Here is a 21,175-nt window from a genome sequence, read left to right as displayed (position 1 = left end):
ATGCCGACCCGGTGGACGTGCCCGCGCTGCGACCGCGAGTTCGCGCGCACCGGCCAGGGCCACACCTGCGTGCCGGGCTGCACCGTCGACGAGACGTTCGCCGGGAAGCCGCCGTGGCAGCGCGCGGTCTACGACGCCGTCGTCGGGCACCTGCACACCCTCGGCGACGTCCACGAGGACGCCGTCAAGGTCGGGGTGTTCCTCAAGCGCGACCGGAAGCTGGCCGAACTGCGGCCGCGGTCGCGGGACGTGCTGGTGTACCTGTGGCTGCCCCGGCCGGTGGAAACGGCCCGCATCGCCCCGGCGAGCTGGGCGGGCGGGCCGCGGGTGGGGCACAGGCTGAGCCTGCGCGCGGTGTCCGATGTGGACGACGAAGTCCGCGGCTGGCTGACCGCGGCCTTCGCCGCCTCCTGAGTGCCCTGGCTCGTGAGTGGTAAGGCGGGTTAGAACTCGCCTTACCACTCACGAGGGGTCAGGCAGCCGGGCCTGTCCAGCCTTCGGGGACGTGGCCGAGGCGGACCCGCTGCGGGTGGTCGCCGACCGGCACCGAGACGAGCTTCTGCCCGGTCGCGAAGTCGATGGCCGTGACCTGGTCCGCGCCGGCTTCGGAGATGATGCAGGCGCTGCCGTCGCCGCTCACCGTCGCCCAGTACGGCTTGACCGCGGGCACCAGCGGGCCCGGCTGCAGGGACGCGCGGTCGACGACCGTGGCGTAGTCGTCCATCGTCCCGGCGACGCAGAGCTTGGTGCCGGCCGGGTTCATCGACATGCCGTGGTGGCGCGAGTCGTTGACGAAGGTCTTGCGGTCGTCGCTGGTGGCCGGGTTCTTCGGCAGTTCCTTGATCCGGGTGATCTTGTCGGTGGCGACGTCGTACTCGGCGAACCCGTTGAAGAACGACACCTGGAAGTACAGCTTCGACTCGTCCGGCGTGAACGCGACCGGGCGCACGGCGTTCGAAAGGTCGCTGCGGCCGAACGCGTTCAGCCGCTGGCGCATGTCGATCACCTTGACCTGGCGGAACGTCGTGGCGTCGACGATCGTGATGTGCCGGTCCCCCTTGGTGAAGTCCCAGCCCGGGTCGTCGAGGTCGGTGTTGACTTCGCCGATCGACATGTTCCAGATGTAGCGGCCGCCGTCGGTGAAGACGTTTTCGTGCGGCTTGTCGCCGGTGGCGAAGGAACCGACCTGCTGCCCGGTGACGATGTCCAGGACGTGCACGGTGTTGGACGTCGACGCGGAAACGGCGACGCGGCGGCCGTCCGGCGAAACCGCCATGTGGTCGGAGCGGAAGCCCGACACCGGGAAGCGCCAGTTGATCCGGCCGGTGGTCAGGTCGATCGAGACGACGTCGGCGAAACTCGGCCGCGACGCCACCACCGACGAGCCGTCCGGCGTGGTGTACATGTCGTCGACGAACTGGTCGTGCCCCTCGCCGGGGCCGTTGCGGATGCCGAGGAAGAAGGCGAGCTTGATCGGGTTGAGGTAGATCTCCGCCAGCCGCTGGTCCTTGTCCGGGATGATGTTCACCCGCGCGATGCGGGCGAAGGAGCCGCGGGACTGGATGACGTCCGCCGTGCCGTCCCAGTTGTTGCCGACGAACATCACCTCCCGCAGGGCCGCGCCGGTCGCCGGCACCGCGGCGCCGGCCGCCAGCAGGGCGACGGACGCGGTGAGGCAGGCCAGGCGCGAGAGGTACGACCGCTTCCGACGGGAGTTGCGCACGGGGAACACCTTTCGACACTGAAGAGGTGCGGTGGATGGGGCGGGGAAACGAGGTTACTGTCCGGTATGGTCACGATAACCGGCCCCCGGAGCCGCTCCGGTAGGGCCGCTCGCCCAACACCGCGGCGCGGTGTTGTGGCCCGGCCACAACGGGAGGGTGCCGTGCCGGCCTCGCCACTGCTGCGGCAGGTGCTCGACGCGATGGCCGCCGACGACTCCGTCGTCGACGAGCTCGTGCAGGCCGCGCGGAGCCAGTCGCCCGAGGTGGCGCGGCTGCCGGAGGCGGAGAACCGGCGGCACGTCCGGTTCCTGCTCTCGGCCGCGCTGCGCGCCACCACGAACCCCGACAGCGCCGACTACACCACCGCCGAGGCGCTCGGCGCCGACCGCGCCGAGCAGGGTGTCCCGCTCACCGACCTGCTGCGCGGGGTCCAGGCCGGCAAGACGCTCGCGGCCCGCTTCGCCGTCGAACGCGCGCGGGCCGCGGGCCTGCCCGACGACGTCATCCTGGAGACGGTGCTCGACGCCGAGCGCTACACCGGCGCGCTGGAACGGCACATCGTCAAGGGTTACCACGCCGCCGAGCTGCAGCTGTCGCGGACGGTGCGTGACGCGCGGACGCAGCTGCTGCGGACGCTGCTGGTTTCCGGGGACGCGCCCACGGCGGAGGAGGTCCGGCAGGCGGGCCTGCGTCCCGAGGGCCGGTACTCCTGCGTGGTGTCCGACGTCAGCGACCCGGCGCGGGCGCGCACGCTCGAACAGGCGCTGCTGGAGTTCGGCGGGGTGTACGGGCTGGTCGAGGGCAGGCTCACCGGCCTGGCGGCGCGCCCGCCCGCGGGGGTGACGCTGGCCGACGGCGTCCTGCTGGTTGTCGCGCCCCCGGCGGCGTTGCCGCAGCTGCGCGAAGTCCACCGGCTGTGCACGGCGGCGGCGCGGATCGCCGGGCCCGGCCACCACGATCTGGCGTCGTTGGCGGGCGAAGTCGCGTTGGCGGCCGAGCCGCTGCTGGGCGAACTGCTGACGGCCGGCCTGCTCGGCGCGCTCGACCCGGCCAACGCGTTCCACCGCGAGCTGGCCGCGACGGCCCTGGCCTACCTCGACCACGGCCAGCGCCTCCGCCCGACGGCGGACGCGCTGCACCTGCACCCGAACACGGTCCGCTACCGCCTCGACCGGCTGGCCGAGCTGACCCCGGTGGCCCTGGCGGAGAACAGCGGCGGCCGCGTCCTCGACACGCTGCGCTCGTGGTGGGCCCTGCACCACTGGCTCGCTCAGGGTCGCCCACACGGCTGAACTCCGCCCCCTCCCGGCGACGACGTCGACCGGCCGGCAGCCGGCTGGCGGATCCGCGTCAGGCCTTGTGGAGCTTGTCCGGGTGATGGACGGCGGTCTTACCGGATTTCTCGCTTTTGACGAGGTACTGGAGGTTGTCGGGGGACGCTTTGACGTCCCGTTTGCCGGCGTGGGTGTCCTTGGTGATCTTCTCCTCGACGGTGCCGACGGAGCTCTGGTTGCCGGCGTCCCACGTGACGCGGTCGCCCTTCTTGAATTCTTTGCTCATGGCGCCGGAGTACCCAGGATCCGCCCGCTCACCACCGCGGCCGGGCGATGAGCACGCCGCGGTGCGCTGGGCGCTCGCCCCCGCGCCCGGCCCGCGCGTGCTCGACCTCGGCGCCGGCACGGGCAAGCTCACCGCCACGCTGGTGGCGCTCGGACTCGACGTGACCGCGGTCGAGCCCGACCCGCCCATGCTGGCCGAGCTGCGCCGGACGTCCGGGCCCGGCCCGGGAGCGCCGAGGCGATCCCGCTGCCGGACGCGTCCGTCGACGCGGTGCTGGCCGGCAACGCCCCGCACTGGTTCGACCTGGCCGTCGCCAGCCCAGAAAATCACCCGGTCCTGGCGCCGGGCGGTGTGCTGGCCGGGCTGTGGAACGTCGTGGACGACCGGGTCGGCTGGGTGGCCGGGCTGGCGCGGGCCGAGTTCCCGCACGGGCAGCGCCGCACCGCCGATTCCCTGGTGGCGGCCCTGGCCACCCGGGCGGGCGTGCTGGTCATGCCACCGCGGGAACGAGCGGACACGCTTGGCCGGATCCGGGCGTTCCTCGCCGGCCGGCCGGACACCGCGGAGGGCGGGTTCACCCTTCCGCTGCTCACCTGCGTGCTGCGCGGCCACCGCGGGTACCCGTCCCGGATGGACGACGAAGAAACCCGCCGCGAGTTCGGTGACAGCGTCAACATGACCGCCAAGCAGCTCGACGACTGGTTGAAGACCGACGAGTCGAAGGCGGCCGGGCAGCATAAGAACAGCGAATCGATCGGGCACAGGTCCGGGCGGCACATCGTGGAGATCCTGCGGAAGAAAAAGGACGACCTGAGCGGGGACGATCTGGCGCACATGCGGAAGGTGGTCGGGTACGTCCACCGGCACCTGGCGCAGCGACCGTCCGGCGACGTCGAGGACACGACGTGGCGGCACTCGCTCATGAACTGGGGGCACGATCCGCTTGCTCCATGAGGTTGAACTTCCCCCGGGTGGCGTAACAGGTCCACATCGGCCGAGTACCTACCGTCATGAGCGATGCGTTCGCGGACCTCGACGCGGCACTCGGCCGGTTCGACGGAGCTGCCGCCCTGGCTGCCTGCGAAGAACTGGGGCCGAAGGGCGGGGCGCGCGCGGCCGCCGGGCGGGTGCGTGCGCTGTGGTTGCTTCGACGGTGGAATGAAGGCCGGGCCGAGCTGGCGAAGCTTTCCGCAGTGTCGGAGTCGGTGCATGTCGAGCTTGCGCGCGGGATCGTGGCGCTCGGTCAGCCGGATGATCCCCTCTTTCCCGTACTCGATCGCGGATCCGCACTGAGGGACGCCGATCGAGCGCTGGAGGCCTTCCGTTCCGCGTCCGCGCTGGATCCAGCGAACGCGGAAGCCATGGCCGGGCAGGCTACGGCGCTGCGTATGTCGGGCCGGCTCGACGAAGCCGAAAATCTGTTGGACCGCTCGCAGCAACTGTCATCGGCAGTGCGGGTGGAACGGGCTCTGTGCTTGGTCGAGCGTGGGCAATACGCCGACGCAATCAGTGAGATCGAACTAATTCTCGATCTCGATCCCGACGACTTCCGCGCAGCTATTGTCCGCGTCGACGTGCTACGAGTCGATCGGAACCATTCTGCCGCCAGAGCGGCGGCAGACCTTCTCGGATTACGATTTCCCCATGACCCCCGAGTACTGACCACCTATGCCTGGCTATTGGCAAACCAGGGCGAGGAAAATGATGATCGCGAAGCCTTCGAAGCAGCTTTGGCCGTGTTCGAAGAACTGATCTCGATCGATATCCTGCAGCCGAGAGTCGTGCTGGGATCGGTAATCTGCTTGCTTGCGCTGGGAGACACCACCACTGCGAGGGAACTGTCCGACTCCGCACTCCAAAAGGACCCACTGAGCCCACAGCTCAACGTGAGCCGCGCACGTGTGCTCATTGCCGAGAACGCCCCACCGCCGAAGATCGTCGCGGCGCACCGGCATGTGCTCGAGATGGACCCACGGATGTTCCGGGAGAACCTGCGGCTCGCCAGTGCATTGATCGATCTCTACCGGCGAGAGGAAGCGCGGGAGGTTCTTGCGGCGTTCAGCCGGCAGTACCCGCAGCATCCCGAAGCTTTCAATGCCTCACGCTGGCTGGACTCACCGTGGCGCATGCCCCAGTTCTCCGCGATCACCACGAGGGTCGATCACCCCTGGCTGGCCGGGCAAGATCACCCCGAAAAAGTCCTGGGGCACCTGATCGGCGAGGTGGCTCGCACGTGGCAACTGAGCCCGACGGCCACGGAAAGGCTTCGCGATCGCGTCGAGCTGGATCGCAACGCAGTGCTCGAGCAGGCGTTCTCCTACGAGCAACGCTACCTGTCCGCGCGGAACAAGTACCGGACCACCGAGCGACGCGGACGAATTCCTGAATCCTGGCGATTGCTGGGTCACCTCCTGAGCGGAACGAGCATCGCAACAGGGATCGTGGCGTTGCCCTGGCTTGTTTGGCTCATCGGTCAAAGTTCAGGACTGACCAATGGCTGGCACTGGACATTGACCGCCGGCATCCCAGTGCTTCTGGCCGGGATCGCCCTACTCGATAATTTTCACCCGATCCGCATTCGCCTATCAACCACGAGCGCATCAGAGATGATATATCTCGTGTTCGCACTCTCCGTGCCACCAGCCGCAATCTGGCAGGGTATCCACTGGTTCGGGACACCGCAGGGAATTCTTATCGGGTCCACTGTGAGCATCATGGCCGCAGTCGCTTACCAGCTCGGAAAAATACTGCGCGAAAACACCAGGATCAACGAGTCCCGCACACAGGGCGCCTTCGACGAGTGGCTGGAATACCTCTACGGCGCCGGCCTGCTGCCGTTGGCGGCCGAGGTGAGTGGCGAGCTCTCGTCTCCCTACGACACCGTACTGCCGTCGACCAGCAAGATCGTGTCCGAAGCCGTGGTCGACATCGACACCCCGGCCACCAACGAGCTGCGCCAGCTGCTTCGCCAGCGCAGCAAGGGCAGCTTCGCCCTCGCCGGCCCGCGAGGGGCCGGTAAGTCCACCCTGCTCGAACGGTGGTGTGCCGGGCAGCTGCTGCGCGACACCGGCGCGCAGGAGGCGCGGAGGGACCTGACCGTCCGGGTCGACGCTCCCGTCGGCTACCAGTCCAAAGACTTCCTCACCCACCTGTTCGGCCGGTTGTGCGACGAGGTCGAGACGTACGCGACGGACCACGACGCGGCGATCGACAACCGGGGGACGCGGGCCGCGGGCGAATCGCAGTCGGTGCTTCTGCGCCTGTTCCGCGAGACCCGGGCCGAGCACCGTCCCGGCCGGGGCGTCCTGACCGCGTCCGAACTCCTCCACCAGGCCAGGAGCGAACGGAACAAGCTCCGCTACCTGCAAAGCCGCACGACCGAAGGGGAACTTTCCTTCGGCGCACCGCCGGTGTCCGGTGCGACGATCGGGTTCAAACGCAAGACCTCCGTCAAACGGGACGACGTCCCGCTCAACCACCCCCAGCTCGTCGACCGGTTCCGCGCCTTCCTCGGCCTGGCCGCCGAGGTCGTGCGCAACCTCGACGGGAAAGTGCTCATCGGGATCGACGAACTCGACCGGATCAGTGACGGCGAGGGCGCGCAGCAGTTCCTCAACGAACTCAAGGCCGTCTTCAACGTGCCCAACTGCTACTTCCTCGTCTCCGTCTCCGAGGACGCCCTCGCCGACTTCGAACTGTCCGCCATGGGGATGCGGACCGTCTTCGACAGTGCCTTCGACACCATCGTCCGCGTCGACTACCTGACTTTCGACCAGGCGAAACTCCTGTTGAACCGGCGCGTGGTCGACCTGCCGGAACAGTTCGCCGCCCTCGCGTACGTCATTTCCGGTGGGCTCGCGCGGGAACTGGTCCGGCTCAGCGAAGCGATCAGCGACCACAAGCCGTCGGAGAAGCTCGAACTGGCCGACGTCGCCGCACGACTCGTGCGCCGGCAGCTCGGGCGGACCACGCGGGCCGCCATGGATCGGCTGAGCCGGTCGGCCGATCGGCGGGCGGGGGCCTCGCTCATACCCGTGCTCGACGAACACCCCGTCGACGAGCTGACCGGGGATCTCCTCCGCAGCTTCGCGGAGCGGATCGCCGCCACCGGGGCCGGGGACGAAGAGTCCGGCTTCGTCGACGGCGTCCGGCTCGATGTCGCCGTGATGGCCGAATACCTGGCCGTTCTGCTGGACGTCTTCGACCACCGGCTCGACGAGCCGCGGATGGCCGTCGGTGCGGTCCGGGGTCCCGGCGGGTTCGAGACGCTGGCCCGCGCCCGGCGGTACCTCGGCGCCAATCCCCACGGCGCCCGGGAGCTCGTCATCGCCTTCCGGAAAGCCTGGGATCAGCTGGCGAGCGCGTAATCCTTCAGCTCCAACGCGTTCGCCGCCTCGCGGATCGGGCGGGACATCTGCTCCAGGACGCGGTTGCGGCCCGGGAGGTGGGGCATCAGGCGGATCATCCGGGTGTTGAACCACGCGAACGCCCGGGACTGCGGGATGATGCCGCGCAACGCCGTCTTCGCCAGGGCCTGGTTCTTCTCGATGAACGGCCGCATCACCGTCTCGTACCGGTCCAACGCCCCTGCAAAACCCGCAGCCAGCTCGCCCGCCAAGACGTACGCGCCCGCCAAGGCCAGGCTCGTTCCCTGGCCCGAGGCCGGTGACGCGCAGTAGCCCGCGTCGCCCAGGAGGACTACCCGGCCCTCCGACAGGCTGTCCATCGCGATCTGGCACACCGGGTCGAAGTAGAAGTCGTCCGCCGAGCGCATGGCTTCCAGCAGTGCCGGGATCTCCCAGCCCAGGCCGGCGAACCGGTCCGCCACCAGGGCCTTCTGGCCGTCGACGTCCCGGCGGTCATACGCCAACGGCGGGGCCGTGAACCAGAACGCCGCCTTCGCGTCGGCCGCCCGGGCCGTGCTGTAGACGTTCACCATCTTGCCCGGGGCCGCCGAGTGCAGGAGCTCCCAGCGGTCCAGCCGGAAGGTGTTCGGGACCGTCGCGATCGAAACGTAGGCGTCGAACCGGCGCAGGTGGTCCTCCTCCGGGCCGAACGCCAGCGCGCGGACGCCGGAGTGCAGGCCGTCGGCGCCGACCACCAGGTCGAAACGGCGGGGGGCGCCGTGGGCGAAGGTCACCTCGACGCCGTCCGGGTGCTGGTCGAGCCCGGTGATCCAGTCGCCGAAGAGGTACTCCGTGGTCGAACGGGTGGCGTCGTACAGGATGCGGGCCAGGTCGCCGCGCAGGATCTCCGTGTCGTCGCCGTGGCGGAAGCCGAACGTGTCCGCGTCGAGCGTGGCCAGCTCCTTGCCGCGCTTGTCCACGAACGCCGCGCCGCGCATGTCCGTGCTCGCCGCGTGCACCTGCTCCAGCAGGCCCATCCGGCGGACGGCGTCGACCGCGACGCCGCGGATGTCGACCTTGTAGCCGCCTTCGCGCAGGCTCGGGGCGCGCTCGACGACGGTGGTGCGGAAGCCGTGGTGGTTCAGCCACCAGGCGAGGGCGGGGCCGGCGATGCTGGCGCCGGAGATCAGGATGTCCATGCCCCGAACCCTGCCGCCGGCCGCTGACCGCTCACGAACCGAGCGCGAACCGCCGCTGACCGGCCTCCTCGACGGCCTGCTCCGGCGGCGTTTCCCGGCCCCGGTCGAACGCCTCCTCGTAAGCGGCGAGGCCGATCCGCGCCCGGACGCGCTCGACCACGCCGGCGACGTCGGCGTCCCCGGCGACGGGTGCGCCGCGCAGCCCGACGGCCACGCCGAGGAGGAACGCCGCCCGCTCGTCCTCCTCGCGGTCGGCGAGCACCCCGGCCAGCCCCTCGATCGCCTGCGCCGCGCCCGGCAGGTTCGTGTGCTCCATCGCCGTGGCGAGCGCTTCCTGGTGCAGTCCGGTCGCCTCGTCGAGCCGGCCGTCCGCGGCCGCCGTCCAGCCGGCCCCGGTGTGCAGCCGGATCCGGGTCTCGCCGCCGGTCACCGGGTCGGCGGCCAGGCCCAGCGCCGCGGCGTACCAGCGCCGGGCCGCGGCCAGGTCGCCCGCGCGCCGCGCGAGTTCACCCAGGCCGCCGCGGGCGCGGGCGAGCGTCAACGGCGTGCCGGCGGCGCGCGCCTGCTCGGCGGCGGCTTCGTAGTCGGCCCGGGCCGCCTCGGTGTCGCCCGCGCGCAGCACGCCGTCGGCGCGGCGGCAGAGCAGGTCGGCCGCGTCTTCGGTGGCGCCGAGCTCGCCGGCCAGCCGCACGGACTCGTCCATCAGCGCGCGGAACCGCGCGTGGTCGCCGCGCCAGTCCGCGAACTCGGCGAGCTTCTCCAGCGCGCTCGCCTCGCCCCAGCGGTCGCCCAGGCCGCGGAAAGCCGCCAGTGCCGCCGAAAAGTGGGCCTCGGCTTCGGCGATCCGGCCGCCGTACTGCGCGCCGAGGCCGTCCCCGATCCGCGCGAAGGCCCGGGACCACGCGTCGGAGCCGATCAGCGCGGCCAGCCGCTCCCCCTCCTTCGCCTTGGTGCGCGGGGAAAACGCCCACAGCAGGAACAGGTACGGGTACCGCAGCGGGCCGTCGAGCCGCTGCTCGGATCGGCTCGATCGCGACGTCGGTGGCCGACGCGTGGATCGCGCACAGGACGTACTCCTCGGCCAGCCCCGGCGGCGGTTCGGACCCGACGGCGGCGAGCACGGCGTCCGCGATCGGCGTCGCCTCGCTGCGCAGACCGCGCAGCCACCAGTACCAGGAGAGCGCCGCGACGAGCCGCAACGCGGTTTCCGGGGCCTCGGCGGCGCTCCAGCGCAGGGCCGCGTGCAGGTCGGCGTGTTCGGCGGTCAGCTCCGCGAGAGCCGTCAGCTGGTCCGCGCCGCGCAGCTTCGGCTCGCGGGCGCCCGCGAAGTCCAGGAAGTACTTCGCGTGCGCCGCGGGCCGGGCTTCGCCCTGCTCAGCGGAGAACGCGCGGATCGTCTCCAGCATCCGGTACCGGCCGCCGTCGAATACGACGAAGGACTTCTCGACCAGCCCGGTGAGCACGGTGTCGGGGACATCGCAGACGCGCTCGACGGCGGCCGGCCGCGCACCGCCGGCGAACACCGCGAACCGGCCCGCCAGCAGCCGCTCCTCCGCGTCCAGGAGGTCCCAGCTCCACTCGACGACGCCGCGCAACGTCCGGTGCCGTGGTTCGGCGGTCCGGTCGCCGCGGGAAAGCAGGCCGAACCGGTCGCCGAGCCGGGCGGCGACGTCGGCCGCCGACAGCGACCGCAGGCGGGCGGCGGCGAGCTCGATGGCCAGCGGGAGGCCGTCGAGGGCGGCGCAGATCCGGGTCACCGCGCCGGGGTCGGGTGCTTCGCCGGGGGCCACGGCCGCGGCCCGGTCGGCGAACAGCCGTTCCGCCGCGCCGGCGGACAGGGCGCCGACCGGCACCAGCGTCTCGCCGGTCAGGCCCAGCGCCTCCCGGCTGGTGGCCAGGACCCGCAGGCCGGCGCACTCCCCCAGCAGGCGCCGCACCAGCCGGGCGGCCGCGGCGACGACGTGTTCGCAGTTGTCGAGGACCAGCAGCAGCGGCCGGTCGGCGAGCGCGGCGGCCAGGCGGTCGGCCGGGTCCGCGGCCGCGCCCGGCGTCAGCACGCCCTGTTCCCGCAGGCCCAGCGCGGCAAGGACCGCGCGCGGGACGTCGGTGGTCGTCGCGAGTTCGACGAAGCAGACCTCGCCCGCTGCCCGGGCCGCGGCTTCGACGGCGAGCCGGGTCTTGCCCGCGCCGCCCGGCCCGGTGAGCGTGACGAGCCGGGTGTCGCGCAGGGCCGTGGTGAGCCGGTCGAGTTCGGCGCGGCCGACGAACGCGGTGAGCGGCACCGGGAGCCGGCGCGCCGGGGCGGGGGCGGCGCGGAGGGCCGCGGCGTGCGCGTCCGCGAGCTCGGCCGAGGGATCGGTGCCGAGTTCGTCGGCGAGACGTGCGCGGATCTCGGCGAACACCGCCAGGGCTTCGGCGGACTGGCCGCTGCCGTGCAGGGCCCGCACCAGCTGCGCGGTGAGCCGTTCGCGCAGCGGGTGCTCGCGGGCTAGCTCCCGCAGGCCGGCGACGAGCCGGTCGTGGTGGCCGAGCGCGAGCCCGGCTTCGACGCGGTCTTCGGCCGCGGCCAGGCGCAGTTCCGCCAGCCGGGCCGCGCGCGGCGGGTCGGCGAGCCCGTCGAGCGCCGGTCCCCGCCACAACGCGAGGGCTTCGGTGAACAGGTCGAGCTTCCGCGCCGGGTCGGCGGTCTCGCGCGCCTGCGCGGTGAGCCGTTCGAACCGGTGGACGTCGACGTCGGCGGGGTCGACGGCCAGCCGGTAGCCGGCCGGGGTGAACTCGACCAGGCCGTCGGGCGCGCCGCCGTCCCGCAGCCGCCGCCGCAGCCGCGAAACCTGGGACTGCAGGGCCTCGGCCGCCCCTTCGGGCGGGTGCTCGCCGTGCAGGCCGTCGATGAGCCGTTCGGCGCCGACGACCCGCCCGGCGTCGAGCGCGAGCAGGGCGAGCAGCCCGCGCAGCTGCGGGCCGCCGAGGGCGACCGGGGTCCCGTCGGGGCGGCGGGCTTCGACCGGCCCGAGGATGGCGAACTGCACGGTCCCGATTCTGGCGCACGCACCCCGGTCGTGAGTGGCAAAGCGGGTTAGAACTCGCCTTGCCACTCACGACGGCCGTCGCAGACCGCGGAAGAACGTGCGGATGTCGGCCACGAGCAGCTCCGGCTCCTCCATCGCCGGGAAGTGGCCGCCTTCGGCGAATTCCGACCAGTGGGCGATCTTCTCCTCCGGGTCCATGATCCGCCGGACCACCGGTGAGGCGTCGAACACCGCCCAGCCCGCCGGGACGTCCGACGGCGCCAGCCAGCCGTGCGCCGAGTGCGCGGCCTCGTACAGGAACCGGGCCGCGCTCGCGCCGCTGCGGGTGAACCAGTAGAGGCTCACGTTCGTCAGCAGCCGGTCGCGGTCGATGCCGTCCGGGCCGGTCCACGCCTCGAACTTCTCCGCGATCCAGGCCAGCTGGCCGACCGGGGAGTCGGTGAGCGCGGCCGCGATCGTCTCCGGCTTGTGCGACTGGAGATCGAGGTAGCCGCGCCCCGCCTTCCACGCCTCGCGTGCGGCGTCCAGTTCGGACTGTTCGGCCTCCGACAGCCCCGCCGGCAGCGGCAGCTGCTCGCCGGCCAGCGCGATCGTGCCGCGGTCACTGGTGACGTGGGTGCCGATGACGCGGCCGGGGTGCACCGCCGCCAGCCGGCCGGTGACGCCCGCGCCGAGGTCGCCGCCCTGCGCGGCGAACCGGTCGTAGCCGAGCCGGGTCATCAGCTCGGCGAACGCGTCCGCCGTCCGGGCCAGCTCCCAGCCTGGGCCGCTCAACGGCGTCGAGAACCCGAAGCCGGGCACCGACGGGACGACGACGTGGAACGCGTCCGGGCCCGGCTCGGTCAGCGGGCCGATGACGTCGAGGAATTCGGCGACCGAGCCCGGGTAGCCGTGGGTGAGCAGCAGCGGCACCGCGTCGGCCCGGGTCGAGCGGACGTGCAGGAAGTGGATGGTCTGGCCGTCGATCACGGTCGTGAACTGCGGGACCGCGTTGAGCACCGCTTCCTGGGCCCGCCAGTCGTAGCCGTCGCGCCAGTACTCGACCAGGGCCCGGACCTCGGAGGTGGGGATGCCGCGGGACCAGTCCGGCTTGTCGCCGGGCACGGCGCCGGCGAACCGGGCGGCGGCCAGGCGCCGGTGGAGGTCGTCCAGTTCGGCCTGCGGGACGTCGATGCGGAAGGGGCGGATTTCGTTCGTCATGAGCAGCACGGTAGGAACCATTGCGGAAGACTTCCTTCCGCGATTCGTGCGATCGTCGAAGCATGTTGCAGACCTCCGCGCGCCTCCTGCGGCTGCTGGCGCTGCTCGAGACGCGGCGCGACTGGACGGGCGCCGACCTGGCCGGCCGGCTCGGCGTCTCCGCGCGCACCGTGCGCACCGACGTCGGCAAGCTGCGGGAACTCGGCTACCCGGTCGAGGCCGCCCCCGGTGTCCAGGGCGGCTACCGGCTGGGCGCGGGCGCGCAGCTGCCGCCGCTGCTGCTGGACGACGACGAAGCCGTGGCCGTCGCGGTCGGCCTGCGGACGGCGGCGGGCGTCGCCGGCATCGGCGAGACGTCAGTGCGCGCGCTGGCCAAACTGGAGCAGGTGCTGCCGTCGCGGCTGCGGCACCGGGTGCGGGCGCTGCAGACTGCCACGGTCACGGTGCCCGGTGCCGGCCCGGCCGTCGACGCCGACGTGCTGACCGCCGTCGCCGCGGCCATCCGCGCGAGCGAGCGGCTGCGTTTCGACTACACGAGCCACCAGCGGACGCCGAGCCGCCGCGACGTCGAGCCGCACCGGCTGGTCAGCTGGGGACGGCGCTGGTACCTGGTCGCCTGGGACACCGCCCGCGGCGACTGGCGCACCTTCCGCGTCGACCGGATGACGCCGAAAGTGCCGAACGGCCCACGGTTCGCGCCGCGGGAGCCCCCGGAAGGCGACGTCGTGCAGTTCGTCCAGCGCAGCGCGGGCGCGGCGACCTGGCGGTTCCACGCCCGGGTGCGGCTGCACGCGCCGGTCGAGCACGTCCGCGCCCGGCTGCCGATCGCGGTCGACGTGACACCCGAGGGCCCCGGCCGCTGCGTCGCCGAGGTCGGGTCGGACCACGCGCCGATGCTCGCGCTGTACCTGGGTCTGCTCGAAGTGGACTTCGAGGTGCTCGACGCGCCGGAACTCGCCGAAGCACTGGCGGCGGTCGGCGAGCGGTTCCTGCGCGCGGCTAACGCAGGGAGTCCGCCAGCTCCTGGATGATCACCATCTGTTCCGCGACCCCGACCTCCATGCCGGACTGCAGGATCGTGTCCCGCAGTTCCCTGCTGCCGGTTTCGGTCAGCAGTTCCAGGCGCGTGCGGTCGCCGTCGAGGGCGGTGAAGGTGGCGGTGGTGAGCGGGCCGTCCACGTCGTCCGGGTCGACGCCGGGCATTTCGAACACCTCGGTGTAGACGAGCCGCTCGTCCGGCACGATCTCGCGGTACTCGCCGTGGAAGCCGACCTCGACGCCGTCGCCGGTCTTCAGCACGTACCGCCAGCGGCCGCCGGGCCGCAGGTCCAGCTGCACCTCGGTGGTGGTCCCGCGGTGCCCGCTCCACCAGCGGCTCACCAGCTCCGGGGTGGTCCACACGCGGTAGACCAGGTGCTTCGGTGCGTCGAACTCGTGCGTGATGAGGATCCGGTCGTCGGCCGGGGTGGTGATCTCCACGTCAGTGCTCCTGTTCCTTGAGTTCTTCGAGGACGTCGTCCATCAGGGCGAACCGCGCCGCCCACGTCCGTTCGTAGCGCCTGACCCAGTCGTGGATGGGCTTGAGCGCGGCGCCGTTGAGCCGGTAGAGCCGCTGGCGGCCGTCGCCGCGCACGTCGACCGCGCCCACCTCGCGCAGCACGCGCAGGTGTTTCGACACCTGTGGCTGGGCGAGGCCGAGCAGGTCGACGAGGTCGCCGACCGACCGCTCGCCGTCCATCAGGACGTCGAGGATCTCCCGCCGCCGGGGTTCGGCGACCGCGTTGAAGGTGTCGGCTGTCGTCGCTGCTCGTGCCACGAGGGTTATCATATGCCCATATGGGTATGCGTCAAGCCCGCATCCTGGACACGCTGGGCGGGCGTCCCTCCATCTGCGACGATCGGGCCATGACCAGCCGGGCGGGACGTCCACAGAGGACGGACGCGCGCGGCGCCCGGCGCAGCGCCAGCGCGAGCGCCGTGCTGCGGGCCGTCCTCGACCGGGGACCGATCGCGCGCAGCACCATCGCGCGCCGCACCGGGCTGTCCGCGGCCGCCGTCACCGGGCACACCGCCGAGCTGGCCAAGCTGGGGCTGCTGCGCGAACTCCCGGAAACCGAAGCACGCAAGAGCGTCGGGCGGCCGCACGTGCCGGTGGACCTCGACACCGGGCGGCACGTCGCCGGCGCGCTGCACGTGGCCGTGCACCACGCCACCGTCGCGCTGCTCGACCTGCGCGGGAACGTGCTGGTGCAGCACGAAGAACCGCACGACGGGCTGGCCGCCGAAGACCTGCTCGCGCGGGCCGCCGAGATCTTCGACGACCTGCTGCTCGGGCACGCCCCGGACCGCGAGCCGCTCGGGCTCGGCGTCGCCACCGGCGGCTGGGTCGACCGGGCGTCCGGCACCGTCGTCGAACACCCGCTGCTCGGCTGGCACGACGTCCCGGTCCGCGACCTCCTGGCCGGCAGCACCGGGCTGGCGGTCGAGGTCGACGGGCACGCGCGGGCCCTGGTGCACGCCGAACGGCTCTTCGGGCACCCGCGCGCCCGGGACAGCGTCGTGCAGCTGTTCACCGGCCACGTCGTCGACGCCGCCTTCGCCACCGGCACCCAGGTGCACCACGGGCCGCGCTCGGCCGCGGGCGCCGTCGCGCACCTGCGGGTCGACGGCAGCAGCGAGCCGTGCCGGTGCGGGCGCCGCGGCTGTCTCGAAGCGGCCGTTTCCGAAGGAACGCTCGCGCGCAAAGCCGCCGAAACCGGAATGATCGCGCGTCCGGATTTCCCGGAATTGCTCGCGCTCGCCGCGTCCGGCGATTCCGCGGCCGTGGCGATGTTCCACGACCGCGCGCAGCTCATCGGCCAGGCGGCCGCCCTTCTCCTCGACGTGCTCAACCCCGCCGTGCTCGTGGTGGTCGACCGGAGTGTAGCCCACGTACCGAGCTGCCTTCCCATCATCCGGGACGAGGTCCGCGACCGGTCCCGCTGCCCGGATCCGGCGGAAACCGTTGTGGGCACGAGCTTCCCGGGCACCGAGCTGGCCACCGCCGGGGGCGCGGTCCTCCTGGACGTGCTCTACGAAGACCCGCTCGGTCCCCTTCTGACCCGGTGGCCGCACGCTTCGTCACCAAGCAGCGCGTGAACCGGCGGAGTTATTTCACGAACTCGCAAAATTGACCGTCCGTCCGGGCGCCGCCGACAATTGCGGTATCCCCACCGACTCCCGGAACGGACGAAACCGTGAAGAAAACCCTGCCCCTGTTCGCCGCCGCCCTGCTGCTGGCCGGCTGCGCTTCGGCGACGGCCACCGGTGCGCCCGGCCAACCCGAGAAGCTGGAACTGCGCTACCAGGGCAGCGCCAACGCCGTCACCTTGCCCGAACTCGCCGAAGACCTGGGCTACTTCGGCCCGGTCAAGCTCAAGTGGGTCGGCAACACGATCAGCGGACCGCAGGACATCCAGTCCGCGGCCACCGACCAGACCGACTTCGGCGGCGCCTTCACCGGCGCGGTCGTCAAGCTCGTCGAAGCCGGGGCGCCGGTCAAGGCGGTCGTCAACTACTACGGCTCCGACGACAGGGCCTTCATCGGCTTCTACACCGAAGAGGACAGTCCGATCCGGACCGCCCGCGACCTGATCGGCAAGAAGGTCGGCGTCAACACCGCCGGGGCGAACCTCGAAGCCGCGCTCGACACCTGGCTCAAGGGACAGGGCCTGTCCGACGACGAAACCAAGCAGGTGCAGCTCGTCGTCATCCCGCCGGTGAACGCGGAACAGGCGCTGCGCAACGGCCAGCTCGACGTCGCCGCGCTGCAGGGCATCCTGCAGGACCACGCCCTGGCCGCCGGCGGCGTCCGCCCGCTGTTCACCGACGTCGGCGCGTTCGGCCCCTACAACGGCGGCCCGTACGTGCTGCGCACCGACTTCATCAAGAAGTACCCGGAGACCGCGAAGATCTTCGTCTCCGCCGTGGCGCGGGCGATCGAATGGGAGCGCACGACTCCGCGCGACGAGGTGATCGCCCGCTTCACGAAGATCATCAAAGCCCGTGGCCGCAACGAAAACACCGACACGCTCAAGTACTGGAAGAGCGTCGGCATCACCCGCGGCGGCCTGATCTCCGACGCGGACTACACCCGGTGGGAGCCCTGGCTGAAGCAGGAGGGCTACCTCAAGCACGACAAGATCGACACCGCGAAGCTCTACACCAACGAGTTCAACCCCTACCGCGACGGCGCCCCGGCGGTGACCCGGTGATCGGCATCCGCTCGGTGACCAAGACCTTCGGCGCCCTGACCGCCCTCGACGACGTCTCGCTCGACATCGCCGACGGCACGTTCCTGTCCCTGGTCGGCCCGAGCGGCTCGGGCAAGTCGACGCTGCTCGACCTGCTGGGCGGGCTGACCACGCCGACGTCCGGCGAGATCCTCATCGACGGCGAACCGGTCCGCGGCCCGGGCCTCGACCGCGGGGTCGTCTTCCAGCAGTACGCGCTGTTCCCGTGGCGCACGGCCCGCACCAACGTCGAGTTCGGCCTCGAAGGCGGGCCGCTCGGGAAGCGGCAGCGGGCCGAGCGAGCGCGGGAATACCTCGCCCTGGTCGGGCTGTCCGGCTTCGAGGACCGCTACCCGCACGAGCTGTCCGGCGGGATGAAGCAGCGCGTCGCGATCGCCCGCAGCCTCGCCTACGACCCGGCCGTGCTGCTGATGGACGAGCCGTTCGCCGCCCTGGACGCGCAGACCCGCGAGCAGCTGCAGGAGGAACTGCTGCGGATCTGGCGCCGCACCGGCAAGACGATCGTGTTCATCACCCACGGCATCGACGAGGCCGTCTACCTGGGACAGCAGGTGGCGGTGCTGACCTCACGGCCCGGGCGGCTCAAGGCCGTCGTCGACGTCGACCTCGGCGACCGCACCGGGGACGTGCGCTCCGGTCCGGAGTTCGGGCGGCAGCGCCACCGGCTCTGGGAACTGCTGCACGACGAGGTCCGCAAGGCGGCCGAACACGAACGGAGCGCGGCCCGATGACCACCACCCTCGAAGCGCCCACCGTCCACACCAGACTCACCGACCCGCCCCCGAAGCCGCGCCGGTTCCGGAAGCAGCTCACCCGCGCGGTGCACGCGTCCGCCGCGGTCGTCCTGTTCGTGCTGCTGTGGGAGCTCGTCCCCCGGTTCGTCCTGGACGAGGGCACGCGGACGTTCCTGCCGCCGCTGTCGGAGGACCTGCAGGCCCTGTGGGACTTGGCCCTCGACGGCGAACTCGCCGACCACCTCTTGGCGAGCGTGGGCCGGTCCGCCGCCGGGTTCGCGATCGCCGTCGCGGTCGCGGTGCCGCTCGGGCTGCTGATCGGCTGGTACCGGCCGGTGGCGCGGTTCCTGCAGCCATTGCTGGAACTCGCCCGCAACACCGCCGCGCTGGCGCTGCTGCCGGTGTTCACGCTGCTGCTGGGCATCGGCGAGCTGTCGAAGGTCAGCCTCGTGGTGTACGCCTGCGTGTGGCCGGTGCTGCTCAACACGATCGCCGGCGTCAACACCGTCGACCCGCTGCTGGTCAAGGCGGCCCGCTCGCTCGGGCTGTCGAGCCCGCGGCTGTTCCGGAAGGTGATCCTGCCCTCGGCCGTCCCGACGGTGTTCACCGGCATCCGGATGGCGGCGTCCTACTCGATCCTGGTGCTGGTGGCCGCGGAGATGGTCGGCGCCAAAGCCGGGCTCGGCTACCTGATCAACACGAGCCAGGTCAACTTCCAGATCCAGCAGATGTACGCCGGGATCATCGCGGTCTCGGTGCTCGGAGTCCTCGTCAACTCCGGCTTCGTCGTCCTCGAACGGCGGTTTTCCACCTGGCGCCCCAAGGAGAAGCCATGATGCACCTCAACGCGTTCGTGATGCCGAACGGTCACCACGAAGCCGCGTGGCGGCACCCCTCGACCGACCCGCACCGGGCGCGGACGCTGCAGCACTACGCCGACATCGCCCGCACCGCCGAGCGCGGCAAGCTCGACTCGCTCTTCCTCGCCGACGGCGTCGCCCTGTGGGGCAACGTGAAGCACAACTCGCACAGCCACTTCGAGCCGCTGACGCTGCTGTCCGCGCTCGCCGCGTCCACGGTCCACATCGGACTGATCGCGACGGCGTCCACCACCTACAACGAGCCCTACCACCTGGCCCGCAAGTTCGCCTCGCTCGACCACCTCTCCGGCGGTCGCGCGGGCTGGAACATCGTCACCTCGGCGGGCATCGACGAGGCCCGCAACTTCAACCTGGCCAAGCGGCCCTCGCACGCCGCCCGCTACGAGCGCGCGGACGAGTTCATCGAGGTCGTCAAGAAGCTGTGGGACAGCTGGGACGACGATGCCGCGGTCGTCGACCGGCCGAGCGGGGTCTACGCCGACACCGGCCGGATCCGCGCGATCTCCCACGACGGCCCGCACTTCCAGGTGCAGGGACCGCTCAACATCGAACGCCCGCCCCAGGGGTACCCGCTGCTCGTGCAGGCCGGGTCGTCGGAGACCGGCAAGGAGTACGCGGCCCGGCACGCCGAGGCCGTGTTCACCGCGCAACAGACGTTCGCCGAAGGCACGGCGTTCTACGACGACGTCAAGGGCCGGCTCGCCAAGTACGGCCGCACACCGGACGAAATCAAGATCCTGCCGGGCATCTCGCCGATCCTCGGCCGCACCGAGGCCGAGGCCCGCGAACGCGAGGCCGAGCTGAACGCGCTGATCACGCCGGACTACGGGCTGCGGCAGCTGTCGAAGATGCTCGACCACGACGTCACCGGCTACGCCCTCGACGGGCCGCTGCCCGAGGTAGGCAGCTTCACCGAAGGCGGCCAGAGCCGGTTCGACCTGGTCGTCGGCCTGGCCCGGCGCGAGGACCTCACCATCCGGCAGCTCCTCGAGCGGCTGGCCGGCGGGCGCGGGCACCGCGTCTTCGCCGGGACGCCGGTCCAGGTCGCCGACGAGCTGGAGGCGTGGTTCCGCGGCGGCGCCGCCGACGGCTTCAACGTCATGCCGCCCACCCTGCCCGGCGGGCTCGACGACTTCGTCGACCTCGTCGTCCCGGAGCTTCAGCGGCGCGGGCTGTTCCGCACCGAGTACTCCGGCACCACCCTGCGCGAGCACTACGGCCTCGCGCGGCCCGTCAACCGCAACCGAGTGAAGGAGCCCGCATGACCACCATCGGCACCGACGTCCGCAAGCTGACCGGGAGGATCGGCGCCGAGATCGTCGGCTTCGACCCCGCCGGGGACCTCGACGCGGCGCAGGTCGCGTTCCTGACCGACGCGCTGCACGAGCACAAGGCGCTGGTGTTCCGGGGCGTCCGGCTCGACGACGAGGGCCAGCAGCGGTTCGCGGCCCGCTTCGGCGAGCTGACCAAGGCCCACCCGACGGTCCCGGCCGTCGACGGCGCGCCGACGATCCTGCCCGTCGACAGCGAGCAGGGCCGCGCCAACCACTGGCACACCGACGTCACCTTCGTCCTCAACCCGCCGAAGGCCAGCACGCTGCGGAGCCTGGTCGTGCCGCCCTACGGCGGGGAGACGCTGATCGCGAACGCCGCCGCGGCCTACCGCGACCTGCCGGAGCCGCTGCGGGCCTTCGCCGACACGCTGCGTGCGGTGCACACCAACGACTACGACTACGTCCGGCCGCCGGAGACCGTCGACGACAAGGAGCAGGCGCGGCGGGCGCAGTTCGTCTCGCGGAAGTACCGGACCGTGCACCCGGTGGTGCGGGTGCACCCGGTGACCGGCGAGCGCGGCCTGTTCGTCGGCGGGTTCGCCCAGCGGATCGAAGGCCTGTCGGTGACCGAGTCGCGGGACCTGCTGCGGCTGCTGCAGTCCTACGTCACCCGGCCGGAGAACATCGTGCGGGTGACGTGGGAGCCGGACCAGCTGGTGCTGTTCGACAACCGCATCACCCAGCACTACGCGATCGACAACTACGACGGCCTGCCCCGGCGGCTCAACCGCGTCACGGTGGCCGGCGACGTCCCGGTGGGCCTCGACGGGCGGCCGAGCGAGTCGCTGGAAGGGGACGCCTCGCACTACACCTCCGTGGCCTAGCGCCGGTCGTGAGTGGGAAACAGTGTTCTAACGAACCGAGTTCAGCTACCTG

The 21,175-nt window shown here is 71.7% G+C and carries 18 protein-coding genes and 1 pseudogene; 12 read left to right on the top strand and 7 right to left on the bottom strand.

Features of this window, described 5'->3' with window-relative positions; translation table 11 throughout:
• Positions 1-414 carry a DUF5655 domain-containing protein gene (locus tag ABZW17_RS32855; protein ID WP_354822887.1) on the top strand — a complete coding sequence of 138 codons (414 nt, stop codon included), beginning with the start codon at positions 1-3 and terminating at the stop codon, positions 412-414.
• 58 nt (positions 415-472) lie between these two features.
• Here ABZW17_RS32855 and ABZW17_RS32850 read toward each other — a convergent pair whose 3' ends face one another.
• Positions 473-1,723 carry a YncE family protein gene (locus ABZW17_RS32850; RefSeq protein WP_354822885.1) on the bottom strand — a complete coding sequence of 417 codons (1,251 nt, stop codon included), beginning with the start codon at positions 1,721-1,723 and terminating at the stop codon, positions 473-475.
• 162 nt (positions 1,724-1,885) lie between these two features.
• On the opposite strand from ABZW17_RS32850, the gene ABZW17_RS32845 reads away from it, so the two are divergent.
• A complete protein-coding gene (locus ABZW17_RS32845; protein WP_354822883.1) occupies positions 1,886-3,016 on the top strand; it encodes a helix-turn-helix domain-containing protein in 1,131 nt (376 codons plus the stop codon).
• A gap of 58 nt (positions 3,017-3,074) precedes the next feature.
• Here the strand turns inward: ABZW17_RS32845 and ABZW17_RS32840 are convergent, their stop codons facing one another.
• Positions 3,075-3,284, bottom strand: a complete 210-nt coding sequence (locus ABZW17_RS32840; protein ID WP_354822881.1) for a DUF2945 domain-containing protein — start codon at positions 3,282-3,284, stop codon at positions 3,075-3,077.
• Between the two features lie 66 nt (positions 3,285-3,350).
• On the opposite strand from ABZW17_RS32840, the pseudogene ABZW17_RS32835 reads away from it, so the two are divergent.
• From ABZW17_RS32835 to ABZW17_RS32825, 3 genes and pseudogenes are all read left to right on the top strand, one after another.
• A pseudogene (locus ABZW17_RS32835) lies at positions 3,351-3,584 on the top strand (class I SAM-dependent methyltransferase); the annotation flags it as partial.
• Between the two features lie 330 nt (positions 3,585-3,914).
• Positions 3,915-4,238 carry a DUF3140 domain-containing protein gene (locus ABZW17_RS32830; protein ID WP_354823035.1) on the top strand — a complete coding sequence of 108 codons (324 nt, stop codon included), beginning with the start codon at positions 3,915-3,917 and terminating at the stop codon, positions 4,236-4,238.
• 56 nt (positions 4,239-4,294) lie between these two features.
• A complete protein-coding gene (locus ABZW17_RS32825; RefSeq protein ID WP_354822879.1) occupies positions 4,295-7,651 on the top strand; it encodes a tetratricopeptide repeat protein in 3,357 nt (1,118 codons plus the stop codon).
• Here ABZW17_RS32825 and ABZW17_RS32820 read toward each other — a convergent pair.
• The 3 genes from ABZW17_RS32820 to ABZW17_RS32810 form a co-directional block, all read right to left on the bottom strand.
• Complete coding sequence (locus ABZW17_RS32820) at positions 7,633-8,829, bottom strand: FAD-dependent monooxygenase (RefSeq protein WP_354822877.1); 1,197 nt, start codon at positions 8,827-8,829, stop codon at positions 7,633-7,635. The two genes, ABZW17_RS32825 and ABZW17_RS32820, sit on opposite strands and share 19 nt — an antisense overlap.
• A 506-nt stretch (positions 8,830-9,335) precedes the next feature.
• The gene (locus ABZW17_RS32815) at positions 9,336-11,858 is read right to left on the bottom strand and encodes a BTAD domain-containing putative transcriptional regulator (RefSeq protein ID WP_354822875.1); all 2,523 of its coding nucleotides are present in this window, start codon (positions 11,856-11,858) and stop codon (positions 9,336-9,338) included.
• 66 nt (positions 11,859-11,924) lie between these two features.
• Positions 11,925-13,058 carry an epoxide hydrolase family protein gene (locus ABZW17_RS32810; RefSeq protein WP_354822873.1) on the bottom strand — a complete coding sequence of 378 codons (1,134 nt, stop codon included), beginning with the start codon at positions 13,056-13,058 and terminating at the stop codon, positions 11,925-11,927.
• Positions 13,059-13,120: 62 nt separating this feature from the next.
• Between ABZW17_RS32810 and ABZW17_RS32805 the strand changes: the two genes are divergently transcribed.
• Complete coding sequence (locus tag ABZW17_RS32805; protein ID WP_354822871.1) at positions 13,121-14,089, top strand: transcriptional regulator; 969 nt, start codon at positions 13,121-13,123, stop codon at positions 14,087-14,089.
• Here the strand turns inward: ABZW17_RS32805 and ABZW17_RS32800 are convergent.
• Both ABZW17_RS32800 and ABZW17_RS32795 read right to left on the bottom strand, forming a co-directional pair.
• Positions 14,058-14,537 carry an SRPBCC domain-containing protein gene (locus ABZW17_RS32800; protein WP_354822869.1) on the bottom strand — a complete coding sequence of 160 codons (480 nt, stop codon included), beginning with the start codon at positions 14,535-14,537 and terminating at the stop codon, positions 14,058-14,060. The genes ABZW17_RS32805 and ABZW17_RS32800 overlap by 32 nt on opposite strands.
• A gap of 1 nt (position 14,538) precedes the next feature.
• A complete protein-coding gene (locus tag ABZW17_RS32795; RefSeq protein WP_354822867.1) occupies positions 14,539-14,874 on the bottom strand; it encodes a metalloregulator ArsR/SmtB family transcription factor in 336 nt (111 codons plus the stop codon).
• An 89-nt stretch (positions 14,875-14,963) separates the two neighbouring features.
• Between ABZW17_RS32795 and ABZW17_RS32790 the strand changes: the two genes are divergently transcribed.
• The 6 genes from ABZW17_RS32790 (at position 14,964) to ABZW17_RS32765 (ending at position 21,123) form a co-directional block, all read left to right on the top strand.
• Positions 14,964-16,196: an ROK family transcriptional regulator gene (locus tag ABZW17_RS32790; protein WP_354823033.1), complete on the top strand. Its 1,233-nt coding sequence runs from the start codon at positions 14,964-14,966 to the stop codon at positions 16,194-16,196.
• A gap of 98 nt (positions 16,197-16,294) precedes the next feature.
• Positions 16,295-17,311: an ABC transporter substrate-binding protein gene (locus ABZW17_RS32785; protein WP_354822865.1), complete on the top strand. Its 1,017-nt coding sequence runs from the start codon at positions 16,295-16,297 to the stop codon at positions 17,309-17,311.
• On the top strand, positions 17,308-18,081 hold the full coding sequence (locus tag ABZW17_RS32780; RefSeq protein WP_354822863.1) for an ABC transporter ATP-binding protein: 774 nt from the start codon (positions 17,308-17,310) through the stop codon (positions 18,079-18,081). Before ABZW17_RS32785 ends, ABZW17_RS32780 begins: the two co-directional genes overlap by 4 nt.
• Positions 18,078-18,920, top strand: coding sequence for an ABC transporter permease (locus ABZW17_RS32775; RefSeq protein WP_354822861.1), 843 nt, complete (start codon positions 18,078-18,080; stop codon positions 18,918-18,920). Before ABZW17_RS32780 ends, ABZW17_RS32775 begins: the two co-directional genes overlap by 4 nt.
• The gene (locus ABZW17_RS32770) at positions 18,917-20,230 is read left to right on the top strand and encodes an LLM class flavin-dependent oxidoreductase (RefSeq protein ID WP_354822859.1); all 1,314 of its coding nucleotides are present in this window, start codon (positions 18,917-18,919) and stop codon (positions 20,228-20,230) included. The genes ABZW17_RS32775 and ABZW17_RS32770 overlap by 4 nt, the downstream gene beginning before the upstream one ends.
• Positions 20,227-21,123 carry a TauD/TfdA family dioxygenase gene (locus ABZW17_RS32765; protein WP_354822857.1) on the top strand — a complete coding sequence of 299 codons (897 nt, stop codon included), beginning with the start codon at positions 20,227-20,229 and terminating at the stop codon, positions 21,121-21,123. Before ABZW17_RS32770 ends, ABZW17_RS32765 begins: the two co-directional genes overlap by 4 nt.
• The last annotated feature ends 52 nt before the right edge of the window (positions 21,124-21,175 follow it).

Source organism: Amycolatopsis sp. NPDC004625 (genome assembly GCF_040609695.1).
Lineage (GTDB): Bacteria > Actinomycetota > Actinomycetes > Mycobacteriales > Pseudonocardiaceae > Amycolatopsis.
The sequence above is the reverse complement of the archived record's forward strand: the minus strand, read 5'-3'. Positions and strand labels throughout refer to the sequence as shown.